At 71.7% G+C, this 15,155-nt stretch carries 15 protein-coding genes; 5 read left to right on the top strand and 10 right to left on the bottom strand.

What is annotated here, in order from left to right:
• Positions 1-137 precede the first annotated feature (137 nt).
• Entirely contained in the window at positions 138-1,463 is a 1,326-nt protein-coding gene (locus ACWD6P_RS03115) for a M64 family metallopeptidase (RefSeq protein WP_451442237.1), read from the bottom strand.
• A 226-nt stretch (positions 1,464-1,689) separates the two neighbouring features.
• Positions 1,690-2,628, bottom strand: a complete 939-nt coding sequence (locus ACWD6P_RS03120) for an NADP-dependent oxidoreductase (RefSeq protein WP_451442238.1) — start codon at positions 2,626-2,628, stop codon at positions 1,690-1,692.
• Positions 2,629-2,898: 270 nt separating this feature from the next.
• Here ACWD6P_RS03120 and ACWD6P_RS03125 point away from each other — a divergent pair, with 270 nt between their 5' ends.
• Entirely contained in the window at positions 2,899-4,212 is a 1,314-nt protein-coding gene (locus tag ACWD6P_RS03125; RefSeq protein ID WP_451442239.1) for a helix-turn-helix transcriptional regulator, read from the top strand.
• Between the two features lie 27 nt (positions 4,213-4,239).
• Here ACWD6P_RS03125 and ACWD6P_RS03130 read toward each other — a convergent pair whose 3' ends face one another.
• Positions 4,240-4,956: a hypothetical protein gene (locus ACWD6P_RS03130; protein WP_451442240.1), complete on the bottom strand. Its 717-nt coding sequence runs from the start codon at positions 4,954-4,956 to the stop codon at positions 4,240-4,242.
• A 264-nt stretch (positions 4,957-5,220) separates the two neighbouring features.
• Between ACWD6P_RS03130 and ACWD6P_RS03135 the strand changes: the two genes are divergently transcribed.
• Positions 5,221-5,562, top strand: a complete 342-nt coding sequence (locus tag ACWD6P_RS03135) for a hypothetical protein (RefSeq protein ID WP_451442241.1) — start codon at positions 5,221-5,223, stop codon at positions 5,560-5,562.
• 21 nt (positions 5,563-5,583) lie between these two features.
• Here ACWD6P_RS03135 and ACWD6P_RS03140 read toward each other — a convergent pair whose 3' ends face one another.
• Positions 5,584-6,399, bottom strand: coding sequence for an endo alpha-1,4 polygalactosaminidase (locus ACWD6P_RS03140; RefSeq protein WP_451442242.1), 816 nt, complete (start codon positions 6,397-6,399; stop codon positions 5,584-5,586).
• 76 nt (positions 6,400-6,475) lie between these two features.
• Complete coding sequence (locus ACWD6P_RS03145) at positions 6,476-7,375, bottom strand: LysR family transcriptional regulator (RefSeq protein ID WP_451442243.1); 900 nt, start codon at positions 7,373-7,375, stop codon at positions 6,476-6,478.
• Positions 7,376-7,476: 101 nt separating this feature from the next.
• On the opposite strand from ACWD6P_RS03145, the gene ACWD6P_RS03150 reads away from it, so the two are divergent.
• Entirely contained in the window at positions 7,477-8,775 is a 1,299-nt protein-coding gene (locus ACWD6P_RS03150; protein ID WP_451442244.1) for an MFS transporter, read from the top strand.
• Here ACWD6P_RS03150 and ACWD6P_RS03155 read toward each other — a convergent pair.
• The 3 genes from ACWD6P_RS03155 to ACWD6P_RS03165 all read right to left on the bottom strand — a co-directional run bounded on the left by ACWD6P_RS03155 (position 8,753) and on the right by ACWD6P_RS03165 (position 11,165).
• Complete coding sequence (locus tag ACWD6P_RS03155; protein WP_451442245.1) at positions 8,753-9,577, bottom strand: M55 family metallopeptidase; 825 nt, start codon at positions 9,575-9,577, stop codon at positions 8,753-8,755. The genes ACWD6P_RS03150 and ACWD6P_RS03155 overlap by 23 nt on opposite strands.
• Positions 9,574-9,948, bottom strand: coding sequence for a 5-carboxymethyl-2-hydroxymuconate Delta-isomerase (locus tag ACWD6P_RS03160; RefSeq protein WP_451442246.1), 375 nt, complete (start codon positions 9,946-9,948; stop codon positions 9,574-9,576). Before ACWD6P_RS03160 ends, ACWD6P_RS03155 begins: the two co-directional genes overlap by 4 nt.
• A 104-nt stretch (positions 9,949-10,052) precedes the next feature.
• Complete coding sequence (locus ACWD6P_RS03165) at positions 10,053-11,165, bottom strand: ABC transporter substrate-binding protein (RefSeq protein ID WP_451442247.1); 1,113 nt, start codon at positions 11,163-11,165, stop codon at positions 10,053-10,055.
• 367 nt (positions 11,166-11,532) lie between these two features.
• On the opposite strand from ACWD6P_RS03165, the gene ACWD6P_RS03170 reads away from it, so the two are divergent.
• Together ACWD6P_RS03170 and ACWD6P_RS03175 are read left to right on the top strand one after the other, a co-directional pair.
• Positions 11,533-12,600 carry an HpcH/HpaI aldolase/citrate lyase family protein gene (locus tag ACWD6P_RS03170; protein ID WP_451442248.1) on the top strand — a complete coding sequence of 356 codons (1,068 nt, stop codon included), beginning with the start codon at positions 11,533-11,535 and terminating at the stop codon, positions 12,598-12,600.
• Positions 12,601-12,633: 33 nt separating this feature from the next.
• Positions 12,634-13,506 carry an HpcH/HpaI aldolase/citrate lyase family protein gene (locus ACWD6P_RS03175; RefSeq protein WP_451442249.1) on the top strand — a complete coding sequence of 291 codons (873 nt, stop codon included), beginning with the start codon at positions 12,634-12,636 and terminating at the stop codon, positions 13,504-13,506.
• Between the two features lie 92 nt (positions 13,507-13,598).
• On the opposite strand, the gene ACWD6P_RS03180 is transcribed toward ACWD6P_RS03175, so the two are convergent.
• Positions 13,599-14,270 carry a response regulator gene (locus ACWD6P_RS03180; RefSeq protein WP_451442250.1) on the bottom strand — a complete coding sequence of 224 codons (672 nt, stop codon included), beginning with the start codon at positions 14,268-14,270 and terminating at the stop codon, positions 13,599-13,601.
• Positions 14,267-15,155 (bottom strand): sensor histidine kinase (locus ACWD6P_RS03185; RefSeq protein WP_451442251.1); only part of this gene is annotated, 889 nt, incomplete at its 5' end. The genes ACWD6P_RS03185 and ACWD6P_RS03180, both read right to left, overlap by 4 nt.

A 15,155-nucleotide genomic window follows, 5' to 3' on the forward strand; every position in this document is an offset into this window, starting at 1 on the left:
CATAGCAGCTTCCCCCAGCCTGACGTCGGTGTGTGTCAGCGCAGCCGGACAGCCGGAGCAGCCGTCCACGCGGCTGTGGCAGCCGGTCGGCAAGACCGGCTGCCACAGCGCGGATCATCGTAGGTCGTCGGCCGGTACTAGGGGGCGACCCGCCAGCTCAGCGATCCGGTGAGCAGCTTGCGCAGTGCCGGGTCGCGGACCGCCTTCGTGCCGTCCGTCGCGCGGGCGGTGACCGTGTGGCCGCGGCCGTCGGCGGGGACGCCGAGAGCCCGTGGCGTGACCGCTGTCTTCCCGCGCGCGGCCTTGCGCTCACGGCCGTCCACGTACCACTTGAGCTGCGCGGACGTGGATGCCGTGACACGGATACGGTCTCCGCGGCGCAGCGCGCGGTCGGTGGCCACCGGGCTGCTCAGCGTGCTCGCATAGCGGTAGAAGCCCGCGATCATCGCCTCGCGGCCGGGGAGGTTGAACTCGCGGCCGAGCGTCCGCATGATCGAGTTCTCCGTGGGGCGGTTGAGCCCGTACTGGTAGTAGCCGCCGCCCTCGTACGCGCCGACCTGGCCGCCGTCCGGTGACTCCTGGCCGATCCAGCGGTACCACTTCTGCTGCTGGGCGGTCATCTCCTCGGCGGAGAGCTTGCTGATGTTGACCTCGGCCGGCTCGGGGCCGGTGTAGGTGCCGGACTGGCCGTAGTCGTACTCGTCCGCGAGCTTGCCCAGCGAGTGACCGGTCTCGTGCACGGCGATCTGGTCGGACTGGTCGTTGTCGGAGGAGGCGGTGGCGATCCCGTCGTAACCGACCTGCGAGGAGACGTCGTTGTAGCCCGCGCCGCCGTACTTGGTGGAGTTGGAGAGCACGACGACGAGGTCGGCGGCCGGGGCCTTGGAGGCGTACGACTCGACCTTGCCGGTGTCGACACAGAGCAGACGCTCGATGCCGTCGCAGAAGAAGGCGGAGTCGAGCGCGGTGTCGCGGACCACGTCCTGCGCCGGGTCGCCGGAGACACCGGACTCGTTCGAGACCGCGTCGACCGCCCAGACGTTGAACAGGTTGGTGTACGAGGCGTACGGCTCGACGGCGGTCATCTTGGCCCACTTGGCGCGGACGTCGGCGTGGAAGTCCTCCTGCTGGTCGGCGGTGTAGCCGTCGCCGATGAAGGCCACATCGAGCTTCTTGCCGACCGGCCCGTTCTGCACGATCGGCGTGACATCGCCGTCGCCCGCGGCGATCGCGGCCTTTTCGGACCTGGTGAGGGGCTTGGAGACGGGGACGGTGGCCTTGTGGGGGTGGCCGCCCGTACCCGTGAAGTACTCGACCTGCTGGGTGCGTTGGCCGTGCGGGGCGGCCGGGGTGGCGTCTGGGGGTGCGGCCGAGGCGGCCGTCGCGGCGGCCAGTGCCGTGATGGCCAGACCGGCGGTGACGGCGGTCCGTATGGATATGCCGACGGAGGTGCGTCTGATCATGGGGGGTTTCCTTCCGAAGCCCGCCGTAGGGACGGCGAGTTGAGACGGATCGAGCGCGCTCAACGTAAGCGGCTTCGGAGGGTATGGGCAACGGAAGTGTGACAAGTTGAGTATGGGAATGGGTGAGTTCGGGACGAGGCGAGCGTGGTTCTGCCTCGCCGATGCCGGGAGGGGCGGGCCGCGCGCACCTGCCTACCCCACCCGGCACGGTGGTTCAGATCTCCATTCAGATCTCGATGATGAGCTTGCCGCGCACGTGGCCCGCCTCGCTCAGCTCCTGGGCCTTGGCGGCGTCGGCGAGCGGGAAGGTTTCGACCACCGGCACGGTCAGCTTGCCCTCGACGGCGAGGCGGGCGTGCGCGGCCAGGCCCGCGCGGACCTGCTCCGGCGGCGTGCCACCCGCGGAGAACGGCACGCCGTGATCGGTGGCGTTCATGTCGGCGATGGTGACGATGCGGTCCGTGGTCCCGCGCAGTGCGATCGAGGCCGGCAGCGCGTCATGACCGGCCGCGTCGAAGACCGCATCCACGCCCTGCGGGGCGGCCGCCCGGACCCGGTCGGCGAGGCCCTCCCCGTACGCCACCGGGACCGCGCCCAGCGCGCGCAGGAAGTCGTGGTTGACCGGTGACGCCGTACCGATCACCTTGGCGCCCAGGGCCCTCGCCAGCTGCACGGCGACCTGGCCGACCGCCCCCGCCGCGCCGTGCAGCAGCAGGGTCTCGCCCGCCTTCAGGCCCAGCAGATCGAGTACGCGCTGTGCGGTCTCACCGGCGACGGGCAGCGCCGCCGCGGCCGCGAACGAGAGCTCGGCCGGCTTGCGTGCGAGATCACCCGCGATGGCGTACTCCGCGTACGCGCCGGTCCTGGTCCAGCCGAAGACCTCGTCGCCGACGGCCAGACTGTCCCCCGCCCCCCGGTCGGCGGTGCCTTCGACGTCGGGGCCCAGCGCGTCCACCACACCGGCGAACTCCAGGCCGGGCACGGCGGGGAACGTCGTCGGGTAGTGCTGCTCCACCCACCCGTAACGCCGCTTGTAGTCCAGTGGATTGACGCCGACCGCCACGACCCTGACCCGCACCTCACCCGGGCCGGGCTCCGGCTTGTCGGTCTGCCCGAACGTGAGCACGTCCGCGCCGCCGAACTCGTTGTAGATGATCGCCTGCATAGAGAACTCCCCGCTGATGCCCTGAAGTAGTAGATGAGGTAGTAGATGAAGTCGTAGATGAAGTGGGCACTGCACTGAAGGTGCTGGATCTCACCGACGAACCCGATGCGCCCGATGCACTGCAGGTGTGGGGCGTGCCGGGTCTGCTGGATCCGTGTGCCGGCTTCAAGCCTTGTCGGTGGGGAGGGGGCGGGCCGCCGGCCATCAGGACAGTCCCGCCTGGCCGAAAGGCCAGCGCCCGCCACGGAGCCGCTGACTACGCTGAGGCACATGGAGTTGACCGCAACCGGATCCGTACCCGCCCTGACCGCCGCATACGAGGTGATCCGCCAGCCTCTGGGCGAGATCCTGCCGCGGCTCTCCGCTGTCCTTGCCGAACTGGTCCCGCACCGGGCGGCGGCCGAACTCTCCACCCACTGCGCGCACTCACCGTTCAAGACGTACGGCGACCCGGAGATCACCGGCCGGCTCTCCACCGCCGACCTGGCGCCGCTGCTCGCCTCGGGTACCCCTGGCCGCCCGTGGCAGGGCACCCTCCCCCTCGCCGGTGCCGAGCACCCCGTGCTCGTCGTGACGAGCCATGCGACACCCCGGGGCGCCGTCCTGCTGCTCGTACGGGAGGGCGCGGGGGACGGGGCCGGAGACGGCGGCGGGGCGGTCGGCGAGGGGGACGCGCTGCCGGTGGTCGCTGCGCCCGCCGCCGCCCTCGTACAGGCGCTGTGGGACGTGGTGACCAGCCACTTCGACCGGCTGGCGGCCGAGGCCATGCCCGGTGCGCTGGCCCGCTCGCGGACCGCCGCCGGGACCCGGGCCCGAGTGATCGCGGAGCTGGGCGAGGCGTACTCGGCCGCGCTCACCGGGCTGCTGGGTGTGCTGCGCAGCCGCACCCTCGACGATGCGGCGGCCCGGGCCACCGCTACGGACCTCGCGGTCTCGGCTCTGGTGGAGCTGCGGGCGGAGGCCGAACGGGACCAGGAGATCGCCGAAGAGCCCGCCGCAGCGGCCTTCGCCCGGCTCGCCGACTCGCTCCGGCCGCTGGTGCGCTACAGCCCCGTCCGGCTGGAGCTGGGCGCGCCCGACTCCACGCGGACGGTGGCCGCCGACGTGGCACATACGGCGCGAGCGGTCGTCAGGGCCGTGCTGCTGAAGGTGCTGGAGCAGGAGACCGTGAGCCGTGTCCACGTCGGCTGGCAGGTCACCGATGACGAACTGCGCGCGACCGTACGGGACGACGGGCCCGGCGCCTTCACTCCTGACGCCCTGGCGAGCGGCCGGGTCACGGATCGCCTCGACGTACTGAACGGACGGCTGGACGTCGATGCCGTGCCCGGCTGGGGGACCACGGTGTCGGTGACGATCCCGCTGCGGGTCTCCCAGGACCCCGCCCCCGACCCGCTCATCGCGCTCGGCGAACGGGAGCTGGAGGTGCTGGCCCGGCTCGCGCTCGGACACCGCAACCGGGCGATCGCCCAGGACCTGCACATCAGCGAGTCGACGGTGAAGTTCCATGTCGCCAAGATCCTGACCAAACTGGGCGTCGGATCGCGGGGCGAGGCGGCGGCGCTCTTCCACGCCGTCGCCTGAACGCCCGACCCGGACCATAAGACCAGGTCAGGCGAGGTGCTTTCCGTTGTCGACATGCCGGGCCCGGGGCACACCGCTGAACCGTGCGGCCTGCCCGCCCGGCGCCGAACGCATCGTCAGCTCGGCCTGCGCCCGCTGCTCCTCGGTCTCCTCCACCGGTGTCACATCGGTCCAGTAGATGTCGAGCATCGTCCGCAGCGAGGTTGGCTCACTCGACGGCCCTATCGGCACCGTGATCCGGTCCAGGGCGCGCCACAGTTCGTAGTCGGCCTGCTCGGCGATGCCGCCGGACCTGGCATGCGCGGCCTGGTGTCGGTGCACGGCGAGGGCGAGGTCGCGCAGGCGGTCCCGGTGGTTCTGCGCGACCTGGTGGTTCAGGGACCGGTTGATGTCCTTCTTCACCTTGTTGATCTCCGACAGGGCGTTCTGCACCGTCCGGCTGAAGTTCGCCGCGCGGTGCCGCCATGCGTCGTACTCCCGCTTCGAGGCGAACCACTCCTCCTTGCCGGCCTGACCGCGGGCGAAGCACGCCAGCCGGAACTGCTCGCGCTCCTCACGGCGTTTGCGGAGCACCGATGAGTTGCGCTGGAAGAGGGTGTTGAGGGCGGTGCGGGTCCGGTCGATATGAGCGGGGTCGATCAGGGCCGCCCAGATGTCCGGGTCGCGCGCGGGGGGATGGGCGTTGTCGAGGACGAGTTGTTCGTAGTCGGCGTCGTCGAGTCGGGGCAGGCGCTGTGCGTCCATCAGTCGGCCTCCAAGCCGGTGGTGGGCTGCTGGCTCCATGGTGACGGCTGGGTGTGACAGTCGGGCAGGGCGCACGGGGATCGACGCGACCGACGCGAATGCGCCCCTGGCATGGGCCGGTGCCCGGCCGACGGCGATCTGCGGTGAACGGAAGCGATCAGTGGTGAACGGTGGCGGCCGGCTCTGCGTACTCCTTCATGTCCGTGTCCCGGTCTCATCGTTTTCGAGTTCCGTGGACACCGGTCCACGACGCGAGGAGGGCCCATGACTGACCGCGGTTTCCCATCGATCCAGGCCTTGCCGGACGGAGAGGCCGAGCTGACCTTGGTGGTGCGTCTGCAGTGGGAGGACGTCGCCGCGCTCGGCCAGGAGGCGGCCAGGCTCGCCGCCCGGGTGAAGCGTCCGGTGACCCTGGACGAGGCCGCCGGTCAGCGGCTGCGCATCCGGCCGCCCGCGCCCCAGCCCAAGGCGGTGGCACCGGAGCGGGCGCAGCCGGCGGTCGCCGGCACGACCGTGTCGCCGTTGCCCGCACGCTCCCCGCAGGAGCAGGCCCGGCAGGCGATCGAGAAGATCAACGGCACCGCGGTCGGTCAGGGGACCGCATAGCCGTGCCCGCTCCTCGGCCGCTCAGCAGCGCTCGTCGACATGGCCGTCCGCGCCGGCCGGCCGCACCTCGCGATCCCGCAGGGTGATGGACAGGCTGCTGCCCCAGGCGCGGCAGGCCGCCGTGAAGTCCTTCTTCCGGTATTCGATGACGAAGACTCTGTTGTCGTAGGCCTTCGCGAATTCGGCGCACTCCTTGAAGCGGGTGCACTCTTCGACGACGGCGAAGTCGAAGCCGATGCGACGGCGCTGAGGCAGCAGATCGGTGGTGTTCTTCTGGGCGACGGCGAGCTGCCGCTGGTGGGCGCGGCGGGCGAGGAGCTCGGCGAAGGCCGCCGCATGGCGGGCGGTGAGCCGGTTGCCGGAGCGTTCGTAGGAGTCGAGGTTGTCGGGTTCCACGGCGTCATATCCCGCCTCGGCGCAGCCGTCGATCCAGGGGCCGACGATGTCCATCAGCGCTTCCCGTTTGGCGGCGGTGGAGATGTCGAGCAGGGGCTCGTCCCAGTCCTCGTCGATGACGGGCTCGCCGTGCTCGTCGCGCAGGAGCCGTTGGGGGTGGCGGGCGCCCCAGGTGTCCGCGGCGTCGGGCTGGGCCTGGAAGGCGTTGACGTAACAGATGTTGTAGCGGCCGGGAGCGGGCTTGGCGGTGCGGTCACGGGAGACGGCCCGTACCTTGCCGGGCGGCGGATAGGCGCCGCCGAGCTGATAGTCGAACACGGCGTTCGCGTCCGGCGGCCGCACGGAGCCGGTGTCCTGGTGCGGGCGGGCGGCGGAGCACGCCGTGCCGAGAGCCAGGGTCAGAACGACGGCGACGACGGCGAAGGGGCGGAGCGGGGGCATGAGCGGAGCCTACGCGGGGGCCTCGGGCCCTTCGCGTTCCGGGCACCTCGCCGAGCCGGGCCCGCGACGGAGCGGCTCATCGGGGGCTCAGCTCCGGGGCCAGTGCCAAGGTCAGGGCACGGAAGACCGTCACCTCCGGATTCGCGTCGTCCGCCCGTACGGCGAGGTAGCTGCTCTCCCACGGAGCGTCCAGTACCGGTACGAACGCCGCCCCGGGCCAGGCGTAGTAGCGGGCGAAGGACTTCAGCCCCGAGCCGGCCGCGCGGCCGGCGACCACGCCGGTCAGCACCTCGTGGGGCGTCAGCGCGCAGTCCGGACTGCGGCGCTGCGCCTCGTGGTTGAAGTACAGGTAGTCGGTGAACGGGGCCGGGGTGTGGCCCGGTACGCGGACGAACGGCAGGTCGATGATGTCCGCCACGCGCACACCCTCCTGCCGGGCGTCCGCGAGGGCGGACGCCGCCGGCACCGCGACGATGCGCTGCTCCGTGGTGAGCACATCCGCCGCGACGCGCTCGTCGTCCGGCGCCGGCCGCACGAAGGCGACGTCCACCCGGTCCTCGGTCAGCGCGGTGACGTGTTCGGTGAAGTCCAACTGCCGCAGCGTGACGGGGACTTCCGGCCGGGCCCTTCGGAACGCATTGATCGCGGCGGGCGTCAGCTCCGCCGAGCCATGGCCCATGATGCCGATCCGCAGCGGGCGCGGCGCATCGGGGAGGGGCTCGCGGATGACGTCGGCGATGTCGTCCAGCGCGGCGTTCGCGGCGGCCAGCAGGGTACGGGCGTGCCCGGCGAGCCGCGCTCCGGCACGGGTGGGGGAGACCGGGTTGCGGTGCAGCAGCCGTGTGCCGAGCTGGCTCTCCAGCTGCCGCACATGCTGGGTGACCGCGGGCGGGGAGAGGAACAGCCGGGCGGCCGCCCGTTTGAAATGTCCTTCCTCGACCACCGCCAGGAAGGACGACAGCAAGCGAAGGTCCATGTCAGCCAGCCTAAAGGGCGGCAGGGCGGAGCCCGCACGGGCATTCATGATGTGTGAACGGCGGCCGCGCCCGGGGACCGGCGCTGGCAAGACTGAGCGCCATGAACAGCACAGCCAAGCGCCCGGCCCGGCCCGGACCGTACGCCGCCGACCACACCAGCGACCCCGCCCCCGCGCCGCGGCGCCGCTACGGACGACGCGTCGGCTGGATGATGACGGCCTCCGGCTGGAGCGCCAACCAGTTCTCCGCCCTGCTGGGCGCCTACCGCACCGAGACGGGCCTGTCCGAGTCCGCGGTCACCGGACTGTTCGCGGTGTACGTCGTCGGCCTGATCCCCGGGCTGCTGACCGGCGGCCCGCTGGCCGACAGATACGGCCGCCGCCCGGTGGCGCTCCTCGCCCTGGGCGTCAGTCTGCTGTCGACCGGCCTGCTCATGGCAGGCGCGGCCGCCACCTGGTGCCTGCTGCCGGGCCGCTTTCTGACTGGCCTAGGGGCGGGCGCGCTGCTGGCCGCCGGCAGCGCATGGGTCAAGGAGCTGTCCTCCCCGCCGTACGACCCGACGGCGTCGCCGGGCACCGCCGCCAAGCGGGCGGGGATGTTCGTCTCGGCGGGCTTCGCCTCGGGAGGGCTGGTCGCCGCACTGATCGCCCAGTGGGCGCCGTACCCGATGCTCACCGCGTATCTGCCGCACCTCGTACTGGCCATCGGAGCGGGCGCGGCCGCGTTCGGCGCGCCGGAGTCCCGGCCTGGGCGGCCCCGGCCGGCCGAGGAGCCTGGCACCGCCGCCACCGCACCGGCAGCGGAGCCGTTCTCACGGGCCCGGTTCTGGCGGGCCGTACTGCCGGTCGCCCCTTGGGTGTTCGCGGCACCGACGGTCGGCTTCGTCACCCTGCCCGGCATGGTCGACGGCGGCCTGACGGGATGGCAGACCGTCTACGCCGGAGTCGCCACCGCCGTCGTCCCGGGTGCCGGACTGGCCGTACAGCCGCTGGCCCGTCACCTCGCCACCCGGCACCGGCTGGCCAACGGGATCACCGGACTCCTGGTGATCGCGGCCGGACTCGGCTGCGCCGCACCCGCCGCGGCCACCGCGCAGCCGTGGCTCGCGCTCGGCGCGGCCGCGATCCTCGGCGCGGGCTACGGACTGACCCTGAGCTTCGGCCTCACGGAAGTCGCCGCCCTCGCCCCGCGGGCGCGCCTGGCCCGGCTGACCGCCCTGTTCTGGACCCTGGCCTACACCGGCATGTTCACGCCGTACGCCCTCACCGCACTCTCCTCCACCGCGATCGGCATACCGGCGCTGCTCGGGACGGGCGCGCTGCTGGCGGTGCTGGTCTGCGCCGCGTTCGTCCTGCTCAACCGGGGCCGGGGCGGCGTCACTCCGCGATTCCCCGGGTGAGCAGCACGATCGTGACGAAGGTCCGGTACAGCCGCAGCGGGTCGTCGTCGGTCACCCGGACCGTCACCTCGTCGGTCCGCTCCACCCGGTTGATCCAGGTCGCCATCTCGGCGATGTCCGCGTTGCGGAAGCGGACGGTGAGCGTGGCCGGCAGCTCGATGGCGGGCGGGGCGGCATCCGGCAGCCGCAGGACCGCTTCCCGGGCCGCCTCCCGGATCACCTCACGTGCCTCCTGGGGATGCAGACTGTCCGCGGCGAAGCGCGACACCGAGGTCTTGACCACCGCGGCACGGATACCGGGGCAGAACGGCTCGGCCTCCTCCGCGGTCGTCCGGTCCCCCGTGATCAGCACCACCGGAACCCGGTGCGCGAGCGCGACCAGCGCATTGACCGCGCTCTCCCCGGCAGGCGTCCCGTTCAGCCACACACCCGCGATCGCCCGCGGGTTGTAGGTGTGGGACAGGGCTGACGGGGTGCCGGCCATCGACCCGTGGTAAGAGACGAAGAAGACACCGTCGAACGAGGCGTCGAGGCCCTGCATCATGTAGAGCGGTTTGTGCCGGCCGGACAGGTACCGGGCGCGGCCGGCGAGCCCGTCCGGCCGGAGGTTGGCCATCGCCCCGTGCGAGTCGTTGACCAGGAACGCGGTGGCCCCGGCGGACAGGGCGCCCTCGATCGCGGCGTTGACCTCCTCCTGCAGCAGCTCGCAGAAGTACTCGTAGCGGGGGCCGGAGGCCCTGCACTGCTCCCAGTCGACCACCCCTGCGGTGCCCTCCATGTCGGAGGACACGAAGATCTTCACCGCTCGCTCGCCGGCGCCACATGCTTGGCGTAGGCCGCGCCGAGGTCGCGTACGTCCACGGAGGCATGGACCGCCACGCCGGGTACCGACGCCGTGTGGCTGCGCACCAGATCCAGGACCGCCTGGCCCAGCGCCACCTTGGCCTCCGCCGTGCGGCCCGGCAGGATCGCGAACTCCACGTGGATCAGGGCCTGTCCGGGCTCGCCGTGCGCGATGACGGCCTCGTCGACGCGGCGGAAACGCGTCTTGCAGCTTTCGACGGTGATGCCGTCGACCGTCTTGGCGGCCAGGGAGTGCAGTTCGCGGGCGAAGCGAGGGCGATCGAAGGACTTCTGCAGGGCTTCGTCGTAATCGACGAGGATGTGCGGCATTTTCGGGTTCTCCTTCGGCTTGTGGAGGGGCGCCGGGGGGGGCTTGCGGATGAGGATGCCCGGGGAGGGCGGGGGAGGCGGTGCAGTCGGACCTCCGTGCTCTCTCAGCCGGTGTGGCGGATCCGGAAGCGATCGGGTTCCGCCGGGTCTCGATCAACGACTTGGACCGGCGGCGAAGCCCATTGCCACACGCTGATGCCCGGCGTGCGGGCGAACCGGATCTGACCGCGGGTGCCTTCGACTGCGACGCGCGGCCAGGATGCGGCGATGCGCGCCCGGTCCGCGCCGTGCGAACGCAGCACTTCGGCGAGGACGGTGACCGTGTCGTAGCCCTCGAAGGCGACGAAGGAGGGCGCTTCGGCCAGCCGCTCGCAAAGGGTCGTCTCGACTCGTGCGCCGAGTGGGGTCAGGCGCTCGGGCAGGTAGCGCAAGAACGGGACCGCGGTGCCGTCGTCGCCCAGCAACGTCGCCCATTCGGCGAACTCCGGTTGCCCGGCCGGAGCACCGATCAGGATCTCGGCGAGGCGCTGGTCGCGGCGGACGGACGTGACGATCGAGACCGCCGGCTCCGGGAGGCCGACCAGAAGAAGGACGGCTGTCGCGCCATGCTCGACGAGTGCGTCGCACACGGCCGCGGGGGTGAGTGCGCTCATGTCGAGTTCGATGACGGTGCCGCCGCGTGGAGCGAGGTGGTCCCGCAGAATGCGGGCTCCGGCGGCCCAGTAGACACTCGGCTGGGCTGCCACGGCGATGCGACGGTGGCCCGCGCCGAGGAGGAAGTCCGCGTAGGTCTGCCAGCCGTGGGACTGCGGCGGGGAGAGGCGCGCGACCCATTCCGTCGGCTGTTCGGTGAGCGCGTCGAGAACCGCTGACGAGCAGAGGTACGGCAGGCCGAGGGCATCGGCCCTGGTGGCAGCGGCGCGAGCGACGACGCTGTGGTACTCGCCCGCCAAGGCGGCCACGCCCAGGCGGGCCAGTTCCTCGACGGCCGCCGTGGCCCGCTGCGGATCAGCAGCGGTGTCCCGGACCACCAGCTCAAGGGGCCTTCCGGCGATCCCGCCGGCCTCATTGACGTCGCTCACGGCCAACTCAAGCCCAGCGAGCAGGTGTTGGCCCGCCTCGACCCAACCAGGCCGGGTCAGCGGCACGAGAGCGCCGATCTGGACGGACGATCCGTCAGTCCGCTCCGCAACAGGTGACGGTGGTGGCGTAGTCATGCGTTGGCGTCTCCCGAGTGACGATGCGGTTGCGGTCTGCCCAGATCGCAGAGCGGTAAGGCCCGGTGGTCCGCGTTCGTCTGAATCTCGCCGTGGCGGGCGCACCGGGTGACCATGCCGGACATTGCATACACCACCATCGCCAACAGGCAACCGATTATTTGTTCGCCGACTTCAGCGAGATCGATCTCGGCTGCGCCTTCTGTACCGCAAGTACCGCAACTGCTCACACCCGGATCCGGATCGGTGACCAACAGCACACGTACTGATCAGTAGCGTCACCGTCGCGCGGGCCTAAAGTGAGGCCGGATGCGCCGCCGGACACCCGGCGGCGGCCCGCACCCCTCGATCCGACCAGGGAGACTGCATGCGCTCTCCGAAGGACTTCTTCCGCCCGCTGGCCGTCGGCGCGCCGACACCGGTGCGTGACGTACCGTTCCGGCCGTCCCGGATGATCCATTTCTTCGACCCGGGCAACGAGAAGATGGCGGCGAAGGTGCCGGCCATCGCCCCCACCGTGGACGTACTGCTCGGCAATCTGGAGGACGCCGTCGCAGCCGACCGCAAGGAGGCGGCGCGGTCGGGCCTGGTGAAGATCGCCAAGGCCACGGAGTTCGGCGACACCCAGCTGTGGACCCGGATCAACAGCCTGGACTCGCCGTGGGCGCTGGACGACCTGCTGACGCTGGTCACCGAGATCGGCGACAAGCTTGACGTGATCATGGTGCCGAAGGTGGAGGGCGCCGAGGACATCCACTACGTCGACCGGCTGCTCGCCCAGCTGGAGGCCAAGGCCCAGATCCAGCGGCCGATCCTGGTGCACGCCATCCTGGAGACCGCCACCGGCGTCGCCAACGTCGAGGAGATCGCCGGAGCCAGCCCCCGGATGCAGGGCATCTCGCTCGGCCCCGCCGACCTGGCCGCCAGCCGCCGGATGAAGACCACCCGCATCGGCGGCGGACACCCCGGATACCTGGTCCGGGAGGACCCGCACGGCCCGGACGGCACCGCGCCGCGGGCCACCTACCAGCAGGACCTGTGGCACTACACCCTCGCGCGCATGGTCGACGCCTGCGCGGCGCACGGCATCCTGCCGTACTACGGGCCGTTCGGGGACATCAAGGACACCACCGCCTGCGAGGACCAGTTCCGCAACGCCTTCCTCCTCGGCTGCGTCGGCGCATGGAGCCTGCACCCGGTCCAGATCGCCATCGCCAAGAGGGTCTTCTCGCCCGAGCCCGCCGACGTCGCCTGGGCCCGCCGGGTCATCGAGGCGATGGGCGACGGCACCGGCGCGGTGATGATCGACGGCAAGATGCAGGACGACGCCTCGTACAAGCAGTGCCAGGTGGTCGCCCAGCTCGCGGACGCCCTCGCCGCCCGTGACCCCGAACTGCGCGACGCCTACGCGGCCGCGGAATCCCAGCAGAGCTAGGACCTAGGACCAGCAGAACAAGGAGTAAGACCGATGTCCGACGCGACCCTGCGGCCGCGCCGCTCCGTGCTCTACATGCCCGGCGCCAACGAACGGGCCCTGGAGAAGGCCAAGGCCATCCCCGCCGACGCCCTCATCCTCGACCTGGAGGACGCCGTCGCCCCCGACGCCAAGGCCGACGCCCGCAAGCGGGTCGCGGCCGCCGCGGCCTCGGGCGAGTACGGCTACCGCGAGGTGACGATCCGCGTCAACGCGCCGGGCACCGCCTGGCACGCCGACGACCTGCGGGCCGCCGCCGAGGCGGGGCCGGACGCGGTCGTGGTGCCCAAGGTGGAGTCCGCACAGACCGTGCGCGACGTCGAGCGCGCGCTCGAAGCGGCCGGCGCCCCCGACCGCACGGCCATCTGGGCGATGGTCGAGACCCCCCGCGCCATGCTGGACGCCCGTGCGGTGGCCGCCGCCAGCGAGCGGCTCACCGTGCTGGTGATGGGCACCAACGACCTGGCCAAGGAGCTCCACGCCGAACACGTCCCCGGCCGGGCCCCGCTGCTGACCGGCCTGTCGCTGGCGCTGCTGGGCGCCCGCGAGAGCGGCAAGGTGATCCTCGACGGCGTCTACAACGACGTGAAGGACCCCGAGGGCTTCGAGGCCGAATGCGTGCAGGGACGGCAGTTCGGATTCGACGGCAAGACCCTCATCCACCCCGCGCAGGTCGAACCCTGCAACCGGGTGTTCGCGCCGTCCGACGCGCAGATCGACCGTGCACAAAAGATCATCGAGGCGTTCGACGAGGCGACCCGTGAGGGGCGCGGAGTCGCCACCGTCGACGGGCGCCTGATCGAGAACCTGCATGTCGAGGACGCCCGCCGGATCCTCGCGCTCGCCGCGGCGGTCGCCGGGCGATGAGTTCCGGGGCCTGACGAGGCCTTCCCGGCAGGACGCGGGAAGCGTGCTGCGGATGCCCGGGCGCGGACGCGTACCGGGCATCCGCGGCGCCCTCAGTACCCGGACGGGCGCACCAGTCCCGTCTCATAGGCGAAGACGGTCGCCTGCGTACGGTCGCGCAGACCGAGCTTGACCAGGATCCGGCCCACATGGCTCTTGACCGTCTGCTCCGCCACCACCAGCCGCTCGGCTATCTCCCCGTTCGAAAGTCCCTGTGCGATCAGGGACAGCACCTCGGTCTCACGCTCCGTCAGATCCCCGACGCGGTCCTTGAGCGGGGCACGAGGGGCGCTGGTGACCCGGGAGAACTCGGCGATCAGCCGCTTGGTGATGTTCGGGGCGAGCAGCGCGTCACCGGCCGCCACCACCCGCACCGCCTGCGCGAGCTCGGCGGCCGAGGCGTCCTTCAGCAAGAACCCCGAGGCACCCGCGCGCAGCGCCTCGTACACATACTCATCGAGGTCGAAGGTGGTCAGGACGAGGACCTTGACGGTCGCGCCGGCCGGTTCGGTGATGCGGCGCGTCGCCTCGATACCGCCGAGCCGGGGCATCCGGACGTCCATCAGGACGACGTCCGGGGCGAGTTCGCCGACCTTGGCGACGGCGTCCAGACCGTCCACGGCCTGGCCGACGACCTCGATGCCGGGCTCGGCGTTGAGCAGCACCGTGAAGCCCTGGCGGACCATCACCTGGTCGTCGGCGATCAGCACACGGATGGTCGTCATCGGATGTCCTCACCAGGGGTGTCAGACGAAGCCGGGGCAGTAGGGCCGGCGGGAGCGGCGGGTGGTTCCAGGGCGTTGTCGGGCAGGAGCGCGGTCACTTCGTAGCCGCCGTCCGGGGTACGGCCGGTGGCCAGCTCACCGCCGAGCATGGCGGCGCGTTCGCGCATCCCCAGCAGCCCGTGCCCGGAGCCGGGGGAGGGCGGTGCGGGACCGTCCGGCGCGGAGTTGGCGATGCGCAGCGCCAGCCCGCCGGCGTGGTAGCCGACCGTCACCCGCACCGCCGCCCCCGGCGCATGCCGCATCGCGTTGCTCAGCGCCTCCTGCACGATGCGGAACGCCGACAGTTCGACGCCCGGTGCCAACGGGCGCGGCTCTCCCGTGGTCTCGGCGGCGACGGCGACCCCGGCCGTGCGGACCTTGCCGAGCAGCTCGTCCAGCCGGTCCAGAGTGGGCTGCGGGGCATGCTGCGCGCCCTGCGCCGGGGCGTCCTCCGAGCGCAGTACGCCCAGCACACGCCGCAGTTCGGTCAGCGCCTCCACCGCGTTCTCCCGTATGCCCGCGAGGTTCTCCTTCAGCGCGTCCGACGGATTCTCGACCAGATGCGGAGCGACCTGCGCCTGGATGGAGATCACCGACATGTGGTGGGCCACCACGTCGTGCAGCTCGCGGGCGATCCGGCCGCGCTCCTCCAGCAGGGTGCGGCGGGCTCGTTCCTCGGCGGTGAGCACCTTCTGCTCGACGAGCCGGGTACGGGCCACCCGGCTCAGGCGCAGCGAGGCGCCGACCACCACCGCGGTCGCGAAGCTCACGGCGCCGAAAGGGAGGTCGTTGTCGCGGCCGGGGGCGGCGAAGGACATGTTGATCAGCCCGGCCAGCACGCTGAGC

This window comes from Streptomyces sp. NPDC002446, assembly GCF_053595675.1.

Coding starts and splice junctions, on each gene's coding strand:
- ACWD6P_RS03120 (WP_451442238.1), bottom strand. CDS start 2,628: ATGCAGGCGATCATCTACAACGAGTTCGGCGGCGCGGACGTGCTCACG.
- ACWD6P_RS03135 (WP_451442241.1), top strand. CDS start 5,221: ATGACTGACCGCGGTTTCCCATCGATCCAGGCCTTGCCGGACGGAGAG.
- ACWD6P_RS03115 (WP_451442237.1), bottom strand. CDS start 1,463: ATGATCAGACGCACCTCCGTCGGCATATCCATACGGACCGCCGTCACC.
- ACWD6P_RS03145 (WP_451442243.1), bottom strand. CDS start 7,375: ATGGACCTTCGCTTGCTGTCGTCCTTCCTGGCGGTGGTCGAGGAAGGA.
- ACWD6P_RS03130 (WP_451442240.1), bottom strand. CDS start 4,956: ATGGACGCACAGCGCCTGCCCCGACTCGACGACGCCGACTACGAACAA.
- ACWD6P_RS03180 (WP_451442250.1), bottom strand. CDS start 14,270: ATGACGACCATCCGTGTGCTGATCGCCGACGACCAGGTGATGGTCCGC.
- ACWD6P_RS03165 (WP_451442247.1), bottom strand. CDS start 11,165: ATGACTACGCCACCACCGTCACCTGTTGCGGAGCGGACTGACGGATCG.
- ACWD6P_RS03170 (WP_451442248.1), top strand. CDS start 11,533: ATGCGCTCTCCGAAGGACTTCTTCCGCCCGCTGGCCGTCGGCGCGCCG.
- ACWD6P_RS03175 (WP_451442249.1), top strand. CDS start 12,634: ATGTCCGACGCGACCCTGCGGCCGCGCCGCTCCGTGCTCTACATGCCC.
- ACWD6P_RS03125 (WP_451442239.1), top strand. CDS start 2,899: ATGGAGTTGACCGCAACCGGATCCGTACCCGCCCTGACCGCCGCATAC.
- ACWD6P_RS03160 (WP_451442246.1), bottom strand. CDS start 9,948: ATGCCGCACATCCTCGTCGATTACGACGAAGCCCTGCAGAAGTCCTTC.
- ACWD6P_RS03150 (WP_451442244.1), top strand. CDS start 7,477: ATGAACAGCACAGCCAAGCGCCCGGCCCGGCCCGGACCGTACGCCGCC.
- ACWD6P_RS03140 (WP_451442242.1), bottom strand. CDS start 6,399: ATGCCCCCGCTCCGCCCCTTCGCCGTCGTCGCCGTCGTTCTGACCCTG.